The organism is Escherichia sp. E1V33, from assembly GCF_004211955.1.
Classification (GTDB): Bacteria; Pseudomonadota; Gammaproteobacteria; order Enterobacterales; family Enterobacteriaceae; genus Escherichia.
In genome coordinates, this window is sequence record NZ_RHJI01000021.1 from 64,390 (window position 1) to 81,573 (window position 17,184).

Here is a 17,184-nt window from a genome sequence, read left to right on the forward strand (position 1 = left end):
CCGTTACGCACGCTGGATTGGATTACGCGCGATTTCCAGCACTGCATCGGTAAAGGCGTTGCAGGCCGCTTTACACGCTGCCTGGCTACCGGTTAAAAATGCCGCTGAATAGTTGGTCTCAGACGGCGGCGGGACATAGGTCACCAGCTGTACGTCGGCAGATTTCAACGCTGCATCAATGCCGTAGGTCGCTTCCAGCGGCGGTGCCACCAGATACGCCATCGGATCGCCAAGCGTGATCCCGGCGGTTGATGAGAGATAAGAACCGGTACGCGAAACTACATGTGCCAGGAATGCCGTATCTTGCGCATCATTAGCCCACTGGAAAGCAGCGCCATTTTCAATATGCGCAACCATCGCATCCAGACCTGCACGCACTTCCGCCGGGTTTGGCCCACCAAGCATAATCAGCACTTCACCGGCAGTCGGTGACGGGCCGTGTGCCGCTCCCGCATACAGCGAGCGACCATATACCACTTCTACCATCGCTTGTTTGGTCGCTTCGTCAGCCGCAATGTAGGTTACGTCATCGGAGTCGGCAGAAATCAGACCGAGGCTACGAATATGCGGCGGCAATTTCAGTTCACGCGCAAAATCGGCGTTAACGGAGGCAATCACCCGCATAGCGGTGACAGACGGTCGAATCAAATCTAAAGCTGGCATGATGCCTCCTTATCGGGTCATGTTGATGCCGGATGCTTTCTGCTCCAGCATACGTTTTGCCAAATCCACAATGACTGCTGCGGCTTCAACCGGCGGGGTACCGCCCTGGTGAATGTTAGAGATGCAGGTACGGTCGGCCTCAACGGTGGTCGCCATACGCGGCGAGTAAACGGCGTAGCAGGAGAGGCTTTCTGACTGCCCCAACCCCGGACGTTCGCCCACCAGCAGGATCACCACTTTCGCCCCGAGGATCTCACCGATCTGATCTTCAATCTTCACGCGACCATAACGAACAAAGAATGGTGTACCGACTTTCAGCCCGGCCTGTTTCAGGCCCGCCATCAGCGGTGGCAGGATCTCTTCGTAGTTCACGGTGATCGCATCAGTCGACAGGCCATCGGAGATAACGACCTGGACGTCCGGATTGGCGACACACTGTGCTTTCAGCGCTTCAACAGCTTCTGCACACAAGCGGCGACCCATATCCGGGCGAGTCAGGTAGAGATTTTTGTCGCTGATTTCGGAGCGGACTTCCAGCAAGCCCTGCGCTTTCACCCACTCTTCCGGCACTTCTTTAAGTACGGTATCTTTCGAACGAGAGTGATCGGCCAGGAAACGCAGCAGCGCCTGGGTGCGCGGACGCGGACCGGCACGACCGGTACAAACGCGGGCCACGGTGCTGCGGCGCAGTTCTGTTAACACATCCGCACGATGCGGATTTTCAACGCCAATCCACGCTTTTGCTTCCGCGGAACCTAAATCCAGCGCACAGCTTTCCGAGGTCACCGGTGCCGCACAGTTGGTGGTGGCGCACTTTGCTTCTGACGGCGCGGGGGCCGTTTGTCCCATTGACGCCATCACGCTGCGTACAATTTCTTCAATCTGTTTTTGATCCATGATGTGTTATCTCCGCGTCATCAGAAGAACAGTGACGGATCGCCCGCCCGTTTGGTCAGGCGACCGTTTGCCATAATGCCCATGCTTTCCAGCCAACGTTCAAACTCTGGTGACGGACGCAGGTTGAGTAACTGACGCACAGTGGCGGTGTCGTGGAACGCCGTGGTCTGGTAGTTGAGCATGATGTCATCGCCCAGCGGCATCCCCATGATGTAGTTGCAGCCTGCGGTCGCGAGCAGGATCATCAGGTTTTCGTTGAGGTTCTGGTCAGCGTCAGCGTGGTTGGTGTAGCAGCAGTCACAGCCCATAGAGATGCCACTCAGCTTGCCCATAAAGTGATCTTCTAAGCCAGCACGGATAATCTGGCGGTCGTTGTAGAGATACTCCGGCCCAATAAAGCCGACCACGGTGTTGACGATAAACGGATCGTAATGACGCGCCAGCCCGTAGTTACGCGCTTCCATGGTCACCTGGTCTGCGCCGTAGTTGGCTCCCGCCGACAGCGCCGAACCTTGCCCGGTTTCAAAGTAGAGGCAGTTTTCCCCGGCAATACGGTTGAACTCCGCGCCCACTGCGCGCGCTTCGTCGAGCATCGCCAGCTCCACGCCAAACTCTTTCAGCCCTTTTTCGCTGCCGCAGATACTCTGGAAAATCAGCCCGCCCGGCGCGCCGCGACGGATCGCTTCAATTTGCGTGGTGACGTGCGCCAGTACACAGCCCTGGGTTGGGATGTTGAATTTGTCGATCACGCCATAGATGGTGTCCAGCACGCGGCTTAAGTTTTCCACGTCGTCCGTCACTGGGTTTACGCCGATCACCGCATCGCCCACCCCGAAGGAAAGCCCTTCGTAGATTTGCGCGGCGATACTTTGCACGTCGTCACGGGTATCGTTCGGTTGCAAACGGGCGCTGAAGGTGCCCGGAATACCGATAGTGGTATTGGCCTTTTTGATCACCGGCATTTTCTTCGCGCCGTAGATCAGGTCCGCGTTGGAGCAAATCTTCGCTACCGCCGCAACCACTTCCGAAGTCAGCCCTTTGCGGGTAAAGGCAATGTCGTCCACGCTGGTTTCGTCGCTCAGCACATACTCACGCAGTTCGCTGATGCTCCAGTTTTTAATCTGGTTATAGGCCGTTTCGTTAACGTCGTCCTGAATCAACCGCGTCACACAGTCATCTTCATAGGCAATCACCGGATTGTTGCGGATGTCTGCCACCGTCATTTCCGACAACACCTGCTTTGCCGCCACGCGCTCCTGTGAGCTTGCCGCTGCGACGCCCGCCAGCACATCCCCCGAACGCAGTTCGTTGGCTTTAGCCAGCACCTCTTTTACATCCTTAAACTGATATACATTGCCGAACAATGTGGTCTTTAGTTTCATAAGTCGTTCCCTCAGGAAGGAAATGCGAGTGATTTCACCGTCACCGGCACAACCGATCCGCCAAAAAGAGGCGTACCAATGTCGATATAGTCCCCCGCGCGGACAATCACTTCGTCAATGACTGCCAACGGGAGTTGTTGTAGCTGTGGGCGCAACAACATGCCCAGAGCTTTACCAAAGTCCTGCCCGGCCACCACCAGCAGGGGATGCGGATTCGGAAAACGCGCGACGAAATCGACCAGCGCGTTGATGACCGTCAGTACCGCGGCGTAACGCACAGGCAGCGAGGCGGGAAGCGCCAGCACGTACGCGTCAGTTTTGGGATCAAGATCCAGCTGAATCAGCGCCTGTTGCCAGGCACTCACCAGATCCGTTTCATCAATCGGGATCGCCACCGGCAAATTGCGCAGCGGCAGTTGTACGCCCTCAAGCCAGATTGTGCTGCCAGAGAGCGAAAGGGTATGCGCGCCCGCGCCAATCACCGTGGCGCGCACGGTTTGCGCCGGAAACTGTACGTTCATCTCACGCAGGCGCGGATGGTCATGCAGCGCCGTTGCCAGCAGCGGGCCAATATCGGCAAAACAGAACGGGTCGGCGGGCTGGTGGCGATAACATTCGCCCACGCCGCCAGAAAGCGTAATGATTTCGGGCGTAACACCTGCGGGCAGCAAACCGGTTTGCATTAATGCCTGTGCGAGCGGCGAGAGCGTTCCGTCAATCACTTCGACAATCAGTTCTGCCATCCGCCGGGTAACCTGCACCAGCTGCGCGCCGGTCAGCGAACGGGCGTCAGTGCCTGCACCGAAGCACTCATCCACAATCATCTGCCCCGGTTTATGAGCGTAGACCACGCGCCCCTGGCTGTCGGTTTCCAGCAGGCGACCACCGACGTTGAGGCAGGCAGTGCCGCTGATTTTTCCGGCATCGAACAGGGCGTAGTTCGCGGTGCCACCGCCGATGTCGATATTCAGTACCCGACACAGCCGTTGTTCAGAAAGGGTTTGCGCCCCGGCACCGTGACCGGCGATCACGGATTCGAGGTGCGGCCCGGCGCTGGCGACGACAAAATCGCCCAGCGACTGAGAGAGCGCCATCACCGCCGGGCGAGCATTGCGGGTTTTTGCGCTTTCACCGGTGATGATGATGGCACCGGAATCAACGCTTTCTGGCGCAATGCCCGCGGCCTGATATTGCTCGAGGATTAAGGTTTTCAGTTCCGCTTCTTTTAAACCGCCCTGTTTATCGACAGGAGTAAAGAACACCGGACTTTGCCAGCTAATTTCGCGTTTGATGAATTCGTAGCGCGGCACCTGCGACACCGCCGCACGGTTAACCAGCTCCAGGTGGGAGAAGATCACCTGGGTGGTGGTGGTGCCGATATCGATACCGACGCTCAGTAGCTGGCGAGTACTCACGATTGCGCCTCCGCTGCGGTTTTAGCCGTGGTCGCGTCTTCTTTTGGCACCAGCATCATCGCTACGCCAATCGCCGTAACACCGCCAATCAACTTGCCGACAATCATCGGGAAGATCATGGCGTTCATGTTGGCAGCGGCGAAGCCTAAGTGGTCGCCCAGGGCGAAGGCAGCGGAAACGGCGAATGCGCAGTTGATCACTTTGCCGCGGGTATCCATCTGCTTCATCATGCCGAACATGGGGATATTGTTGGCAAGCGTTGCCACCATGCCTGCCGCCGCGATGTTGTTCATATTCAGCACTTTACCGACGCTCATCAGCGGTTTTTCAAACCAGCGAGTCAGCAACAGCACCATCGGATACGCACCTAACAGCACGCAGGAGATAGAGCCGATAACTTCAATGGCGCGCATCACTTCGCCTGGTTTATCGCCAGGGGCCATAAAGATAGGATCAAGTCCTGGGATCAATTCCCAGCCGAGCAGGAATTTCACTACTGCGGCAGCAAGACCGAGGGTGATCAATGCGACGAGAAATTTGGCAAAGATCTGGAAGCCATTGATCATTTTTTCCGGGATGAATTTCAGCCCCAGCGCCACCAGTACCGCGACGATAAGTACCGGGATCATGTTCATCAGGATCAGGGCAAAAGTGAATTCCACCGGCTGACCGTTGATTTGCACACCGGAATACATAGCCACCAGACCACCAGCGATACAGCCAATCGGAATGGTCACAATGCCCGCCAGTACGCCGAGCGCCAGGTAACGACGGTCAGAAGGTTCGATAATGCCGAGCGCCACCGGAATGGAAAACACAATCGTTGGCCCCATCATCGATCCGAGAATTAACCCAGAGTATAGCCACGCTGCTACGTCGCCGCCCGCCAGCTCTTTGGCGAGGAAGAAGCCGCCCATATCGCACGCCAGCAGCGTTCCGGCGAACATTGATGGGTTTGCGCCGAGCATTTCGTAAACCGGGATAATTACCGGCCCAAGTACGTGGGCCAGTACCGGTGCCAGCGCGGTCATACCGACCATCGCCAGGCCCAGAGCGCCCATTGCCATAAAGCCTTCTTCGAACTGACCGCCTGATCCTTCGATACTTTTACCGAACTTACCGAGGAAACGAGCAGAACCGCCGAACTGCGACAGGATCCTGTCTACGGCAGCTATCAGCATAAAGAACATCATGATGTACATGATGATTTCGTTAATTCCCATCGCCTTTACTCCCTGTTAGTTGTTATTTATTAGCGGATGCTGCGTGAAGCCTTATCCGCCCTACATGTGCAATCCCGTAGGCCGGATAAGACGCGGCAAGCGTCGCATCCGGCATTTGCACCGCGCCACTGGCGGATGCGGCGTGAACGCCTTATCCGCCCTACATGTGCAATCCCCCAGGCCGGATAAGACGCGGCAAGCGTCGCATCCGGCATTTGCATCGCGCCACTGGCGGATGCGGCGTAAACGCCTTATCCGCCCTACATGTGCAATCCCGTAGGCCGGATAAGACGCGGCAAGCGTCGCATCCGGCATTTATTGCGCCGCTGCATACAGGCCGATAATCTGCTCCAGGCTGGCGGTACGCGGGTTGCTGCGCAGACAAATATCGTCCAGCGCGGCCTGTGCCCATGCACCGTAATGCGCAGATGTCGCACCAACATCGCCCAGTCGTTTACCAATCCCAACTTCCGCAATCAGCTCACTTACCGCGTTAATAGCGTCACGATCGTCGGATTTTTTAGTTCGCAGCGCCCGACCAATCTGGCTAAAGCGTTCACGACAGACCATCCGGTTAAATTCCATCACCGTTGGCAGCAGCATGGCGTTCGCCAGACCGTGCGGAATATGCAGCGCCGCGCCCGGCTGATGCGCCATCGCGTGGCACAACCCCAGCCCGGCGTTGGAAAACGCCATTCCCGCCATGCACGAGGCGAGCAACATGCTCTCGCGGGCGGCAAGGTCGTGACCGTAGCCCACCGCTTTCGGCAGCGATTTGCCAATCATCGCAATGGCACCAATCGCCAGACTGTCGGTAAACGGTGTGGCGTTCAGCGCGCTGTACGCTTCAATGGCATGAGTTAACGCATCAATGCCGGTCATGGCCGTGACATGCGACGGCACACCTTCGGTCAGCGCGGCGTCGAGGATCGCCACATCCGGCATCAGCGAGGCATGCGCTAACACCTGCTTGCGCCCGCTCACCGCGTCGATAATCACCGTCACGTTAGTCGTTTCAGAGCCAGTTCCGGCGGTAGTTGGAATGGCAATCAGCGGCAAGCGCGGTTGCAGAACGCTGGTTTCTGACATTTCTGCCAGCGTGATATCCGGGTTCGTCACCAGCAACGCCACGGCTTTCGCTGCATCGAGCACCGAGCCGCCGCCAAACGCGATCACCCCATCACAGCCTGATTCACGCAACTGCGCCACGGCTGCACACACGTCGGTGATGCACGGTTCGCCCACCGGACATGGCCAGAGCGTCATGGCGATACCTTTTACGGCCAGGCTGCGCGTCAGCCCGGCGATCATCCCCGCCTGATGCAAAAAGCTGTCTGCCATCACGAACAGATGTTTCAGCCCACGCGTTTGCACTTCCTGCCCGCAACTGCTCACCGCGCCCGGACCGCAAAGCGTCACCGGTGGAACGCTAAATGTTTTTACCCGTTGCAGATTCAGGGTGTCGAACGCCTGAAAGAGCGCGCTCTGCAATTCATTTTGCATATAGCCCCTCCGCTTTCTCTCGCCCGCTACTGGCAATCGCCAGCGGGGTCATAAATAGACTGTGCTGCGGTAAATACACCTGTAACGCCGGGAATTGTTTACGAAACAGTTCCGCCACGCCCGGTTGCATACAGGCACCGCCCGCCAGCCATAAATCGGCAATGCCCTGCCCTTCAATATGTCGGGCGACAATGTCTGCCATTTTTTCGTAGACCGGTTTCACAACCGGCCAGATTTCCTGCGCATTACTGCGCTTGTACTGCTCCGCCTCTTCCAGCGAAATACGGCGATTTCCGGCAAGGGTCAAAGAGATGTGATGTCCGCCGGTCGCTTCATCTGCCGAGTAAGTCACCTTGCCCTTTTTCACGATGGCAATGCCGGTAGTGCCGCCGCCGATATCCACTACGCCGGCGTTGTCCAGTTGCAGCAGATCCGCGACTGCGGTTGGTTCATCCAGCACATGGCTCACTTCCAGCCCGGCAGACTCCAGCACGTTGATGGAAATACGCGGGTCCGTACCAGGAGGAAAAGAGGTCGCCGCATGGCTAAAACGGCGACCGAATTGCTGCTCAAGGGTGTCGAGATGGCGACGAATAATGGTGACAGCGCCGAAGAAATCCCAGACGATGCCGTCGCGGACCACATCGGCCCAGTCGAGGCATACCGCCACCGGCTGACCGTCGCGGTCGACAACCATCGACACCACATCGCAGGTGCCCAGATCCACCCCCAACCACAGCGGAGATTCCGTAACGGCGGGCGTCTGGTTACACAGCGTTGCCGCCGTTTGCAGACGTGGGGTGAGCCATTGTTCGTCGTGCGCCATCTGTTACTCCTTAAACAATGCGAAACGCATCGACTAATACACAGCGACGCAGACGGACAAACGTACGCGCGCTGGTTACCCCTTCACCGGTTGGCGTGGTGATGGTCATGGTGGTCCAGCCTTCCCCGCCCAGCCCCAGCCCGGCAATGCACGGTCCGTTCTTGACGAAAATGCTGGTATCAATAGCGTTCGCCATCTGATTCATGTTCTCGATATTGCGCGAGTGCATTGCCGCCGTGTGGTGGCAACCGCCTTCCAGTTTCACCGCCAGCGCAATGGCATCCGCCACGTTGGCGACGCGCACGACGGGCAGCACCGGCATCATCAGTTCGGTCACGGCAAACGGATGTTCTGCGGTGGTTTCCACAAACAGCAGACGCGTTTCTTGCGGAACTTTAAGGCCGATTGCCGCCGCGATTTTGCCTGCGTCGCGACCAACCCAGTCACGGCTGACGGTGCCTTTTCCGCGCTCGTCGATATTTTTCAGCAACACCGGTTGCAGCTGCTGCGCCTGTTCTGCGGTCAGTTTCACCGCGTGCTGGCCTTCCATCAGACGCATCAGTTCATCGGCTACGCTATCAACAACAATCAGTACCTTTTCGTCGGCACAAATGATGTTGTTATCGAAAGACGCGCCTTTGACGATGGACTGAGCAGCACGGGCGAGGTCAGCGGTTTCATCCACCACTAGCGGCGGGTTGCCAGCGCCTGCGGCAATTAGACGTTTATTGGTGTGTTTACGCGCCGCTTCTACTACCGCTTCGCCGCCGGTCACCACCAAAAGGCCTATGCCCGGAAACTTGAACAAGCGTTGCGCGGTTTCGATATCCGGATTTGCTACAGTAACCAGTAAGTTTTCCGGCCCGCCTGCGGCAACAATCGCCTGGTTGAGCAGCGTGATCGCCCGCTGGGAGACTTTTTTCGCCGCCGGATGCGGGGCAAAAATGACGCTGTTGCCCGCGGCAATCAGGCTGATGGCGTTGTTAATTACGGTTGCCGCCGGGTTAGTGGACGGCGTTACCGAAGCCACTACGCCCCAGGGCGCGTTTTCAATTAACGTCAGGCCGTTGTCGCCGGTCAGCACCTGCGGAGAGAGGCACTCTACGCCCGGCGTGCCGCGCGCCTGGGCGACGTTTTTGGCAAACTTATCTTCAACGCGACCCATGCCGGTTTCACTGACGGCAAGTTCCGCTAAATCTCTGGCGTGTTTTTCGCCTGCTTCACGAATGGCAGCAATGGCTAACTGGCGCATTGCCACGCTTTTTAACCCAAGTTGCGCCACTTTAGCGGCTGCAACGGCGTCATCCAGGGAAGCGAAAACGCCCATCTCATGAACGGCGGCGGGCGGCGTATCACTGCTTTGCATTTTCAGCAGTACCGCTTTCACCACCTGTTCAATATCCTGTTGATTCATGATGTTCTGCCTTATTTGTGGAAAATTACCTGACCGCCAGACACCACCTCATCGACGATGCCAATCACGCATAGATCGACCGGTGACGTTTCGCTTTTATGCGCCTGGCGGGCGGAACTACCGCTCACCAGCAACACCCACTCCCCGGTTCCCGCGCCAATATTGTCGATGGCGACGGCACATTGCCCGTCAGGCTTACCTTGTGGATCAATCATTTCCACCATCAGCAATTTGTCATGCGCCAGTCCGTGATGGCGTACGGTACAAACAATTTGTCCAGTGACGACTGCCAGTTTCATACCCGCCTCCGTGGCGTATTTCAGGTAAAAGCTCCCCCTACCCTCCGCAGAAGGTAAAATGAAAAAGGAGAGAGCGTGACGCCCGAATCGACGTCACACAGGGTGATTACAGGTTGCTGCTATCGCCTTTCAGGCCGATCGGAAAAACTTCTTCCAGGTCGCCGTGCGGACGCGGGATAACGTGTACGGATACCAGCTCGCCGATACGCTGTGCCGCTGCGGCACCTGCATCGGTCGCGGCCTTACAGGCTGCAACATCACCGCGAACCATCGCAGTACACAGGCCACCGCCAATCTGCTTAACACCAACCAGCTTGACACGCGCAGCTTTAACCATCGCGTCAGAAGCCTCAATCAGTGCAACCAGGCCCCGGGTTTCGATCATTCCTAATGCTTCCATTGTGTTTTCCTCTTTATAAGGGTCCAGAACGGGACCGTTCATTCAACCAGTGTTTGTAAACTGCTCTCGCGGTTCACTTCTGTCTGACGTGGTACGGCTGCTACCAGCGCCAGTTCGATAATTTCCTGCACGCTACAACCACGAGAGAGATCGTGCATCGGCGCGGCAAGTCCTTGTATCAATGGCCCGACAGCACGATATCCGCCGAGTCGTTGTGCGATTTTGTAGCCAATATTTCCGGCTTCCAGCGACGGAAAAACCATTACATTAGCTTTGCCCTGTAGCGGGCTGGCAGGCGCTTTTTGCGCCGCGACATCCGGCACAAAGGCGGCGTCAAACTGCAACTCGCCATCGACTACCAGCTTTGGTGCGCGCTCACGGACGATTTCTGTCGCCTGCTGGACATTGGCAACGCAGGGGTGACGGGCGCTACCGTTACTGGAAAACGACAGCATCGCCACGCGCGGCTCTTCTCCGGTGATGGCGCGCCAGGTTTCGGCGCTGGCAAGCGCGATATCCGCCAGCTGCGCCGCCGTCGGCTGTGGCACCACGCTGCAATCGGCAAAGCCCAACGCCGGGCCGCTGTACTGCGGCAACATCAGGAAAATGGAGGAGAGCGTTTTACAGCCCGGCTGCAAACCAATAATGCGTAATCCGGCACGCAGCACATTCGCTGTAGAAGAGAGGTTGCCTGCAATACAGACATCCGCTTTACCGGCGCTAACCATTGCGGCGGCGAACATCAGCGGATCGGTGAGTTTTTCCAGCGCATCCGGCGGTGTTTTTTCTCCCGCGCGAGCTAACCAACGTTGGGCAAATTCTTCCCGCATTGTGATGTTGCCATGCGGATCAATCACCTGTAGCCCGTCCATCGCTACGCCGTGACTGAGCGCAAACTGACGAAGTTCAAACGGACTGGCGACCAGAATAGGCGTCGCCAGTCCTTGTTGATGCAGGTACTGCGCGGCTTTCAGTACGCGCTGGTCTAACGCATCCGGAAAAACCACTCTGGCGGGCGCTCGCAACGCCAGTTCACGACAACGTTCAATAATCATTGCGTTTCTCCCAGTCGTTGTTGGATCTGCTTCACCGTTAGCGGGTGCTTCGTTACGCTCAGGATCATCATTACGTAAACCGTGCTGGAAAGGCGGTTCAGCGCCTGCAAGATGTCCGGGCGTAATACTTCAAAACTGCGGTTGATAAACACCTGCGCCGCTACGGTTTCGGCTTCACGCACTTTGGTGCGTAGCAGATTCAGCAACGCCGCATCGCGTCCGTGGCTGGCTTCCGGCACCAGATGATCGTGGTCGAGATAGCGCAGCGGCTGGTGAGAAAGCCGGTGCAGATCTTCATCAGAAAGTCCGACAATCGCCTGGCAGCCCAGCGGTTCGCTCAACGCATCGGCACGCATAATGTTGCCAAGACGCGAACGGATATCCGCCAGCCACGGCTGCCACGGTTCTGCCAGTTCAATTTGCAGCCACACTGCCAGCGCAATGGTGCTGTCGAGAACAGCGCGAAAACCCAGACGCGGATCGCTTTTGGCGACCATTTTTTCCGCCGACAGGTGAGTCAGCGTATCCGGCTTTTTCGCCACCGGCTGGCGGCACAGTTCGCAGCATGCCTGCGGATGGTCATCGCTACTGGTCAGACCGTGAACGGGCTGCGGCTGCTGCTGTTCATCGTCAACGAACAGGCTGCCCCGCTCGTCAATAAACTTGATGCGCAGATGGCGGCTTTCCAGTAACTCCCGGGCAGAGGGCGTCAGGCGACTGTCCGCAGGGAGATGGATCTCTGCGCCTTCGCTGAGCGTATGGTTCGCTCTTAGCCATGCTTCGGTGATGAAATCTTTCATAGGGATTGCCAGTTAGCCGGCCAGGCGACATACAGGAATTTCACGCTGGATGTCGTACCAAATTCAATGCTGGAGCCTTTCGGGATAAACATCACGTCGCCCGCTTTGGCGATCATGGTTTCGCCTTCGTGGCGAACATGCAGTTCCCCTTCCAGTACCATGTCGATTTCGTCGTAGTTCAGGGTCCACGGGAAGAAGGCGTTGTCCCACTGCATAAAACCGGCGGCCATGCTGCTGCCGTCGTCTCCGGTGACCAGATCCGTTAAACCGACGCAGTGCGGCTCTGCACCGTCGAAACGACCAAACTTAACGCTGCTGCCGTCGATCACTTTAATGCCGCCTTTACCCGTCACCGATTTAAAGCTCGGCTGCATTGCGCCCTGCTCCAGCGACTGTTTTTCCTTCATCACTTTTTCCATCAACTGCGCGACCAGACTTTCGGTAAACTGGCCTTCCGGCAACTGGGCGATGATGGTTTCGCGGATGCGCTGGATGTCGTTTTTATCGGCTGGCGCGCTGGCGGGAACGGATGCCGTTACCGGGGTCGATTCATCGCATTCGGTGATGGTAAAACCCAGCAGGTCCGCCACTTCGCGGGCTTCCGGGGTAATAATGCTGGCGCGCAGAACCACGGACATTGCCTGTTCGCCGCGCGCGTGTGCTTCACGAATATCATTCGCTGTGATGAGTTTTTTCACCTGCTTCCTCCTGTTCGGTGAGAGATGCCAGATAATCCACCAGTTGCTGCACGCTTTGCGGGTCATGGCTGTTTAGCGTGAAAATTGGCTCTTCAAAGCCAGTCTCAAGCAATAACTGTCGCGTTGCGGTGACGTCAGCATCCGGCATGTCCGTTTTACTGATGACGGCGATTTGCCGTTTACTGGCGCCAATATCCAGCAGCCCGGCAGGTAATCGGCTTTCCGGATCATTCGCGCCGTGGACATATATCAGCATGTCCACATCCTGTAGCGTGGTTATTAAGGCGTGATACCACCGGGGATGGCTAAAATATTCACCCGGAGTATCAATATCACCATTATGATTAAATTCCACAGCCTGTGTTTTTCTGGCGAGGGTATAATCTCCCTGCAACGCATTAAATAACGTTGTTTTTCCTGCCCCGACGGTACCCACAAACGCAATTCGTTTCATGAATGCCTCGTATTAACTTTTGGTCATTTCACAAAGCGTATAATTTAATAAGCGTCCTAAACCGCTGACGGTTTGTGATAACGCTTCTTCTACTGCGCCCACCGAGCCATAAATCACCAGCGCGCCGCTAAAACGGTCGAGAAAACCGATATGCACATCAGCGGCTTTTAGTGCTAAATCACCGGCAATCATCGCTGTTTCGCCTGGAGTTAGCGTCATAATGCCAATTGCGCCCGCATCCGGAACGCCGATTTTCTTCGCCAGTTCTTCGCCTGGATGCGCGATCAGATGCGCCAGCGTAACCTGTTTTCCGGGTACAAATTCCTGAATGATGCGTTCTTTGTCCATGAGTCGCCGCCTGTAAAAAACGTGAGTGTATCGTGACAATTTTTCGTCAGAGTAAATAACAAAATTCGGCAATCGCGTTTAAAAGGTGAGATAGATCACTAAGAATGGAGAGATATTTACCGTGAGATATAAACTTTCATATGCAGCGCATGAATAAATATAAAAATATTACTTTTTAATGTCGGGTAATTTATTTGCTATTAGTAAAAGCAGTAAGAGGTATTGATAATATAAAAATCGCTTACCCCGAATTACTCAGGGTAAGCGTGATAGTTAAGGAAGAATTACAGCGGCTGGGTTTGCGCTTCAACCACGGCGAGCGCCACCATGTTGACAATACGACGCACTGACGCGATCGGCGTTAACACGTGAACCGGTTTTGCCACACCCATCAGCACCGGGCCGACAGTGACACCTTCCGAGCTGGAAACGCGCAGTAAGTTGTAACTAATTCGAGCTGCTTCCATGTTCGGCATCACCAGAATATTAGCGGAACCTTTCAGGGTGCTGTCCGGCATACGGTCGTTGCGAATCGCTTCTACCAGCGCCGCATCGCCGTGCATTTCACCATCAATCATCAGTTCTGGCGCACGTTCCCTGACCAGTTCCAGCGCCTGACGCATTTTGCTCGACGACGGGCAGTCAGAAGAACCAAAGTTGGAGTGCGACAACAGAGCAACGCGCGGTTCAATACCGAAACGACGGACAGTTTCTGCCGCCATCAAGGTGATCTCCGCCAGCTCTTCTGCGTCTGGTTCGTCATTGACGTAGGTATCGGCAATAAAGGTGTTACCACTCGGCAGCAGCAGCGCGTTCATTGCACCTGCGGTGTGAACGCCATCGCGATAACCAAAGACATTTTTCACCACGCTAAAATGTTCATGATAATCGCCCACCGTACCGCAGATCATTGCATCGGCTTCCCCACGCTGAACCATGATCGCACCGATCACCGTCGGGTTGCTGATCAGCGCACGCTGCGCCTGTTCCTGAGTGACACCACGGCGCTTCATGATCTGGAAGTATTCGCTCCAGTACTCTTTAAAACGCGGATCGGATTCGTTATTGACAATCTCAAAATCAACGCCCGCTTTGATCTGCAAGCCCAGTTTCTGAATACGCATTTCGATAACGTTCGGACGCCCGATAAGGATCGGTTTCGCCAGTCCCAGGGTTACCAGTTCCTGAGTCGCATGCAGAACGCGCGCCTCTTCCCCTTCCGGCAGAACTACGCGCTTCGGCGCTTTGCGAGCCTGGGAGAAAATCGGCTTCATAAACAGGTTGGTTTTGTAAACGAACTCAGTCAGCTTATCGATGTAGACATCGAAATCAGCAATCGGACGCGTCGCTACGCCGGACTCCATCGCCGCTTTCGCCACCGCAGGGGCGATCTTGACGATCAGACGCGGATCGAACGGTTTTGGAATGATGTATTCAGGGCCAAAACTCAGATCCTGATCGCCATACGCTGAAGCCACCACTTCGCTCTGTTCCGCATGGGCCAGTTCTGCAATCGCGCGTACCGCCGCCAGTTTCATCTCTTCATTGATAGCCGTTGCGCCAACGTCAAGCGCTCCACGGAAGATGAACGGGAAGCAAAGCACGTTGTTGACCTGGTTTGGATAGTCAGAACGGCCGGTACAGATGATGGCATCCGGACGCACTTCTTTCGCCAGCGGCGGCAGAATTTCCGGTTCCGGGTTCGCCAGCGCCAGGATCATTGGCGCGCGAGCCATTTTCTTCACCATCTCCTGAGTCAGCACTTTCGGGCCGGAACAGCCAAGGAAAATATCCGCGCCTTCAATCACATCATCGAGGGTACGTTTGCCGTCATCCACTACCGCATATGCGGCTTTGGTTTCCGCCATGTTTGGCTCACGCCCTTGATAAATAACGCCTTTTGAGTCGCACACCACGATGTTATGTTTTTGCAGACCCAGCGCCACCAGCAGGTTCATACAGGCAATTGCCGCTGCGCCCGCACCAGAAACCACCATCCGTACGTCGGAGATATTTTTCTCTACCACGCGTAAGCCGTTGAGAATGGCGGCGGTGCTGATAATTGCCGTCCCGTGCTGGTCATCGTGGAATACCGGAATGTTCATCCGCTCGCGCAGTTTCTGTTCAATATAGAAACATTCTGGCGCTTTAATATCTTCGAGGTTGATACCGCCGAAGGTCGGTTCAAGTGCGGCGACCACTTCGATAAATTTGTCCGGATCCAGTTCATCCACTTCGATGTCAAACACATCTATCCCGGCGAATTTCTTAAACAGAACGCCCTTACCTTCCATCACCGGTTTACCTGCCAGCGCGCCAATATTACCCAACCCCAGCACTGCAGTACCGTTAGAGATAACTGCTACCAGGTTACCGCGCGCGGTGTATTTGTAGGCTTTTAACGGATCTTTTTCGATTTCAAGACAAGGCGCGGCGACACCCGGTGAATAGGCCAGCGCCAGATCGCGCTGCGTTGCCAGAGGTTTGGTCGGAGAAACCTGGATTTTTCCTGGTACAGGAAATTCATGGAAATCAAGTGCACTTTGTTTTAACTGCTCATCCATTTGGTTGTTCCTTTCACGTAACGTTCACAAAAATAGGTGTGGGCAACGGCCTCAGCCCACAACGTGGCGCACATTATTACCTTGCCGGAGCTTCGAGACTCTGAGCAAGCCCAAACTCTCCCCCATTAAATAATGTTTTGGTAATAATCCTATAACACTGATGTTACCTGCTTCATCCAGCAATACCATGCCTGTCTGCTATGCTTTTTTGATGCGTTTAGCGAAATTTCTCAGAAGTGTGAATTAACGCACTCATCTAACACTTTACTTTTCAAGGAGTATTTCCTATGAACGAGTTAGACGGCATCAAACAGTTCACCACTGTCGTGGCAGACAGCGGTGATATAGAGTCCATTCGCCATTATCATCCCCAGGATGCCACCACCAATCCTTCGCTGTTACTCAAGGCTGCCGGTTTATCACAATATGAGCATTTAATAGACGATGCCATTGCCTGGGGTAAAAAAAATGGCAAGACCCAGGAACAACAAGTCGTTGCGGCCTGTGACAAACTGGCAGTCAATTTCGGTACAGAAATTCTCAAAATCGTACCCGGTCGCGTGTCGACAGAAGTTGACGCACGCCTCTCTTTTGACAAAGAAAAGAGTATTGAAAAAGCGCGCCATCTGGTGGACTTGTATCAACAGCAAGGCGTTGAGAAATCACGCATTTTGATAAAGCTGGCTTCAACCTGGGAAGGAATTTGCGCGGCAGAAGAACTGGAAAAAGAAGGTATTAACTGCAACCTGACGCTGCTGTTTTCTTTTGCTCAGGCACGGGCCTGTGCAGAAGCTGGCGTTTTTCTGATTTCCCCGTTTGTAGGTCGTATTTATGACTGGTATCAGGCGCGCAAACCGATGGATCCGTATGTGGTAGAGGAAGATCCAGGTGTCAAATCTGTGCGCAACATCTACGACTACTACAAGCAACATCGCTACGAAACCATTGTGATGGGCGCGAGCTTCCGTCGCACCGAACAAATCCTCGCCTTAACCGGCTGTGACCGTCTGACTATCGCACCGAATTTGCTGAAGGAGCTGCAGGAAAAAGTTTCGCCAGTGGTACGTAAATTAATCCCACCTTCTCAGACGTTCCCACGCCCAGCTCCCATGAGCGAAGCGGAGTTCCGTTGGGAGCACAATCAGGATCCGATGGCGGTAGAAAAACTGTCTGAAGGCATTCGTCTGTTCGCCGTTGATCAACGCAAACTGGAAGATCTTCTTGCCGCCAAACTATAAACCAG

Annotated in this window: 17 protein-coding genes; 1 reads left to right on the plus strand and 16 read right to left on the minus strand. The window is 55.4% G+C overall.

Features of this window, described 5'->3' with window-relative positions; translation table 11 throughout:
• Positions 1 to 3 precede the first annotated feature (3 nt).
• From eutL to maeB, 16 genes are all read right to left on the minus strand, one after another.
• Positions 4 to 663, minus strand: a complete 660-nt coding sequence (gene eutL / locus D9742_RS18880) for an ethanolamine utilization microcompartment protein EutL (protein WP_001111027.1) — start codon at positions 661 to 663, stop codon at positions 4 to 6.
• Positions 664 to 672: 9 nt separating this feature from the next.
• Positions 673 to 1,560, minus strand: a complete 888-nt coding sequence (gene eutC / locus D9742_RS18885) for an ethanolamine ammonia-lyase subunit beta (RefSeq protein WP_000372364.1) — start codon at positions 1,558 to 1,560, stop codon at positions 673 to 675.
• Between the two features lie 20 nt (positions 1,561 to 1,580).
• A complete protein-coding gene (gene eutB / locus D9742_RS18890) occupies positions 1,581 to 2,942 on the minus strand; it encodes an ethanolamine ammonia-lyase subunit alpha (RefSeq protein WP_040234861.1) in 1,362 nt (453 codons plus the stop codon).
• An 11-nt stretch (positions 2,943 to 2,953) separates the two neighbouring features.
• On the minus strand, positions 2,954 to 4,357 hold the full coding sequence (eutA, locus tag D9742_RS18895) for an ethanolamine ammonia-lyase reactivating factor EutA (RefSeq protein ID WP_130237875.1): 1,404 nt from the start codon (positions 4,355 to 4,357) through the stop codon (positions 2,954 to 2,956).
• Positions 4,354 to 5,580: an ethanolamine utilization protein EutH gene (eutH, locus tag D9742_RS18900; protein ID WP_130237876.1), complete on the minus strand. Its 1,227-nt coding sequence runs from the start codon at positions 5,578 to 5,580 to the stop codon at positions 4,354 to 4,356. Before eutH ends, eutA begins: the two co-directional genes overlap by 4 nt.
• A gap of 315 nt (positions 5,581 to 5,895) precedes the next feature.
• A complete protein-coding gene (gene eutG, locus D9742_RS18905) occupies positions 5,896 to 7,083 on the minus strand; it encodes an ethanolamine utilization ethanol dehydrogenase EutG (protein ID WP_130237877.1) in 1,188 nt (395 codons plus the stop codon).
• Entirely contained in the window at positions 7,073 to 7,909 is an 837-nt protein-coding gene (eutJ, locus tag D9742_RS18910; RefSeq protein WP_130237878.1) for an ethanolamine utilization protein EutJ, read from the minus strand. Before eutJ ends, eutG begins: the two co-directional genes overlap by 11 nt.
• A 10-nt stretch (positions 7,910 to 7,919) precedes the next feature.
• On the minus strand, positions 7,920 to 9,323 hold the full coding sequence (locus D9742_RS18915) for an aldehyde dehydrogenase family protein (protein WP_130237879.1): 1,404 nt from the start codon (positions 9,321 to 9,323) through the stop codon (positions 7,920 to 7,922).
• A gap of 11 nt (positions 9,324 to 9,334) precedes the next feature.
• Positions 9,335 to 9,622 carry an ethanolamine utilization microcompartment protein EutN gene (gene eutN / locus D9742_RS18920; RefSeq protein ID WP_130237880.1) on the minus strand — a complete coding sequence of 96 codons (288 nt, stop codon included), beginning with the start codon at positions 9,620 to 9,622 and terminating at the stop codon, positions 9,335 to 9,337.
• Between the two features lie 106 nt (positions 9,623 to 9,728).
• Positions 9,729 to 10,022: an ethanolamine utilization microcompartment protein EutM gene (gene eutM, locus D9742_RS18925; protein ID WP_000387713.1), complete on the minus strand. Its 294-nt coding sequence runs from the start codon at positions 10,020 to 10,022 to the stop codon at positions 9,729 to 9,731.
• 38 nt (positions 10,023 to 10,060) lie between these two features.
• Positions 10,061 to 11,077: a phosphate acetyltransferase gene (gene pta, locus D9742_RS18930; protein WP_130237881.1), complete on the minus strand. Its 1,017-nt coding sequence runs from the start codon at positions 11,075 to 11,077 to the stop codon at positions 10,061 to 10,063.
• Positions 11,074 to 11,877 carry an ethanolamine utilization cob(I)yrinic acid a,c-diamide adenosyltransferase EutT gene (eutT, locus tag D9742_RS18935; protein WP_130237882.1) on the minus strand — a complete coding sequence of 268 codons (804 nt, stop codon included), beginning with the start codon at positions 11,875 to 11,877 and terminating at the stop codon, positions 11,074 to 11,076. The genes pta and eutT overlap by 4 nt, the downstream gene beginning before the upstream one ends.
• The gene (gene eutQ / locus D9742_RS18940; RefSeq protein WP_130237883.1) at positions 11,874 to 12,575 is read right to left on the minus strand and encodes an ethanolamine utilization acetate kinase EutQ; all 702 of its coding nucleotides are present in this window, start codon (positions 12,573 to 12,575) and stop codon (positions 11,874 to 11,876) included. Before eutQ ends, eutT begins: the two co-directional genes overlap by 4 nt.
• The gene (eutP, locus tag D9742_RS18945) at positions 12,550 to 13,029 is read right to left on the minus strand and encodes an ethanolamine utilization acetate kinase EutP (RefSeq protein ID WP_130237884.1); all 480 of its coding nucleotides are present in this window, start codon (positions 13,027 to 13,029) and stop codon (positions 12,550 to 12,552) included. Before eutP ends, eutQ begins: the two co-directional genes overlap by 26 nt.
• A 12-nt stretch (positions 13,030 to 13,041) precedes the next feature.
• Complete coding sequence (gene eutS, locus D9742_RS18950; protein WP_000356956.1) at positions 13,042 to 13,377, minus strand: ethanolamine utilization microcompartment protein EutS; 336 nt, start codon at positions 13,375 to 13,377, stop codon at positions 13,042 to 13,044.
• A 284-nt stretch (positions 13,378 to 13,661) separates the two neighbouring features.
• Positions 13,662 to 15,941 carry an NADP-dependent oxaloacetate-decarboxylating malate dehydrogenase gene (maeB, locus tag D9742_RS18955; RefSeq protein WP_130237885.1) on the minus strand — a complete coding sequence of 760 codons (2,280 nt, stop codon included), beginning with the start codon at positions 15,939 to 15,941 and terminating at the stop codon, positions 13,662 to 13,664.
• 287 nt (positions 15,942 to 16,228) lie between these two features.
• Here maeB and tal point away from each other — a divergent pair, with 287 nt between their 5' ends.
• On the plus strand, positions 16,229 to 17,179 hold the full coding sequence (gene tal, locus D9742_RS18960) for a transaldolase (protein ID WP_130237886.1): 951 nt from the start codon (positions 16,229 to 16,231) through the stop codon (positions 17,177 to 17,179).
• The last annotated feature ends 5 nt before the right edge of the window (positions 17,180 to 17,184 follow it).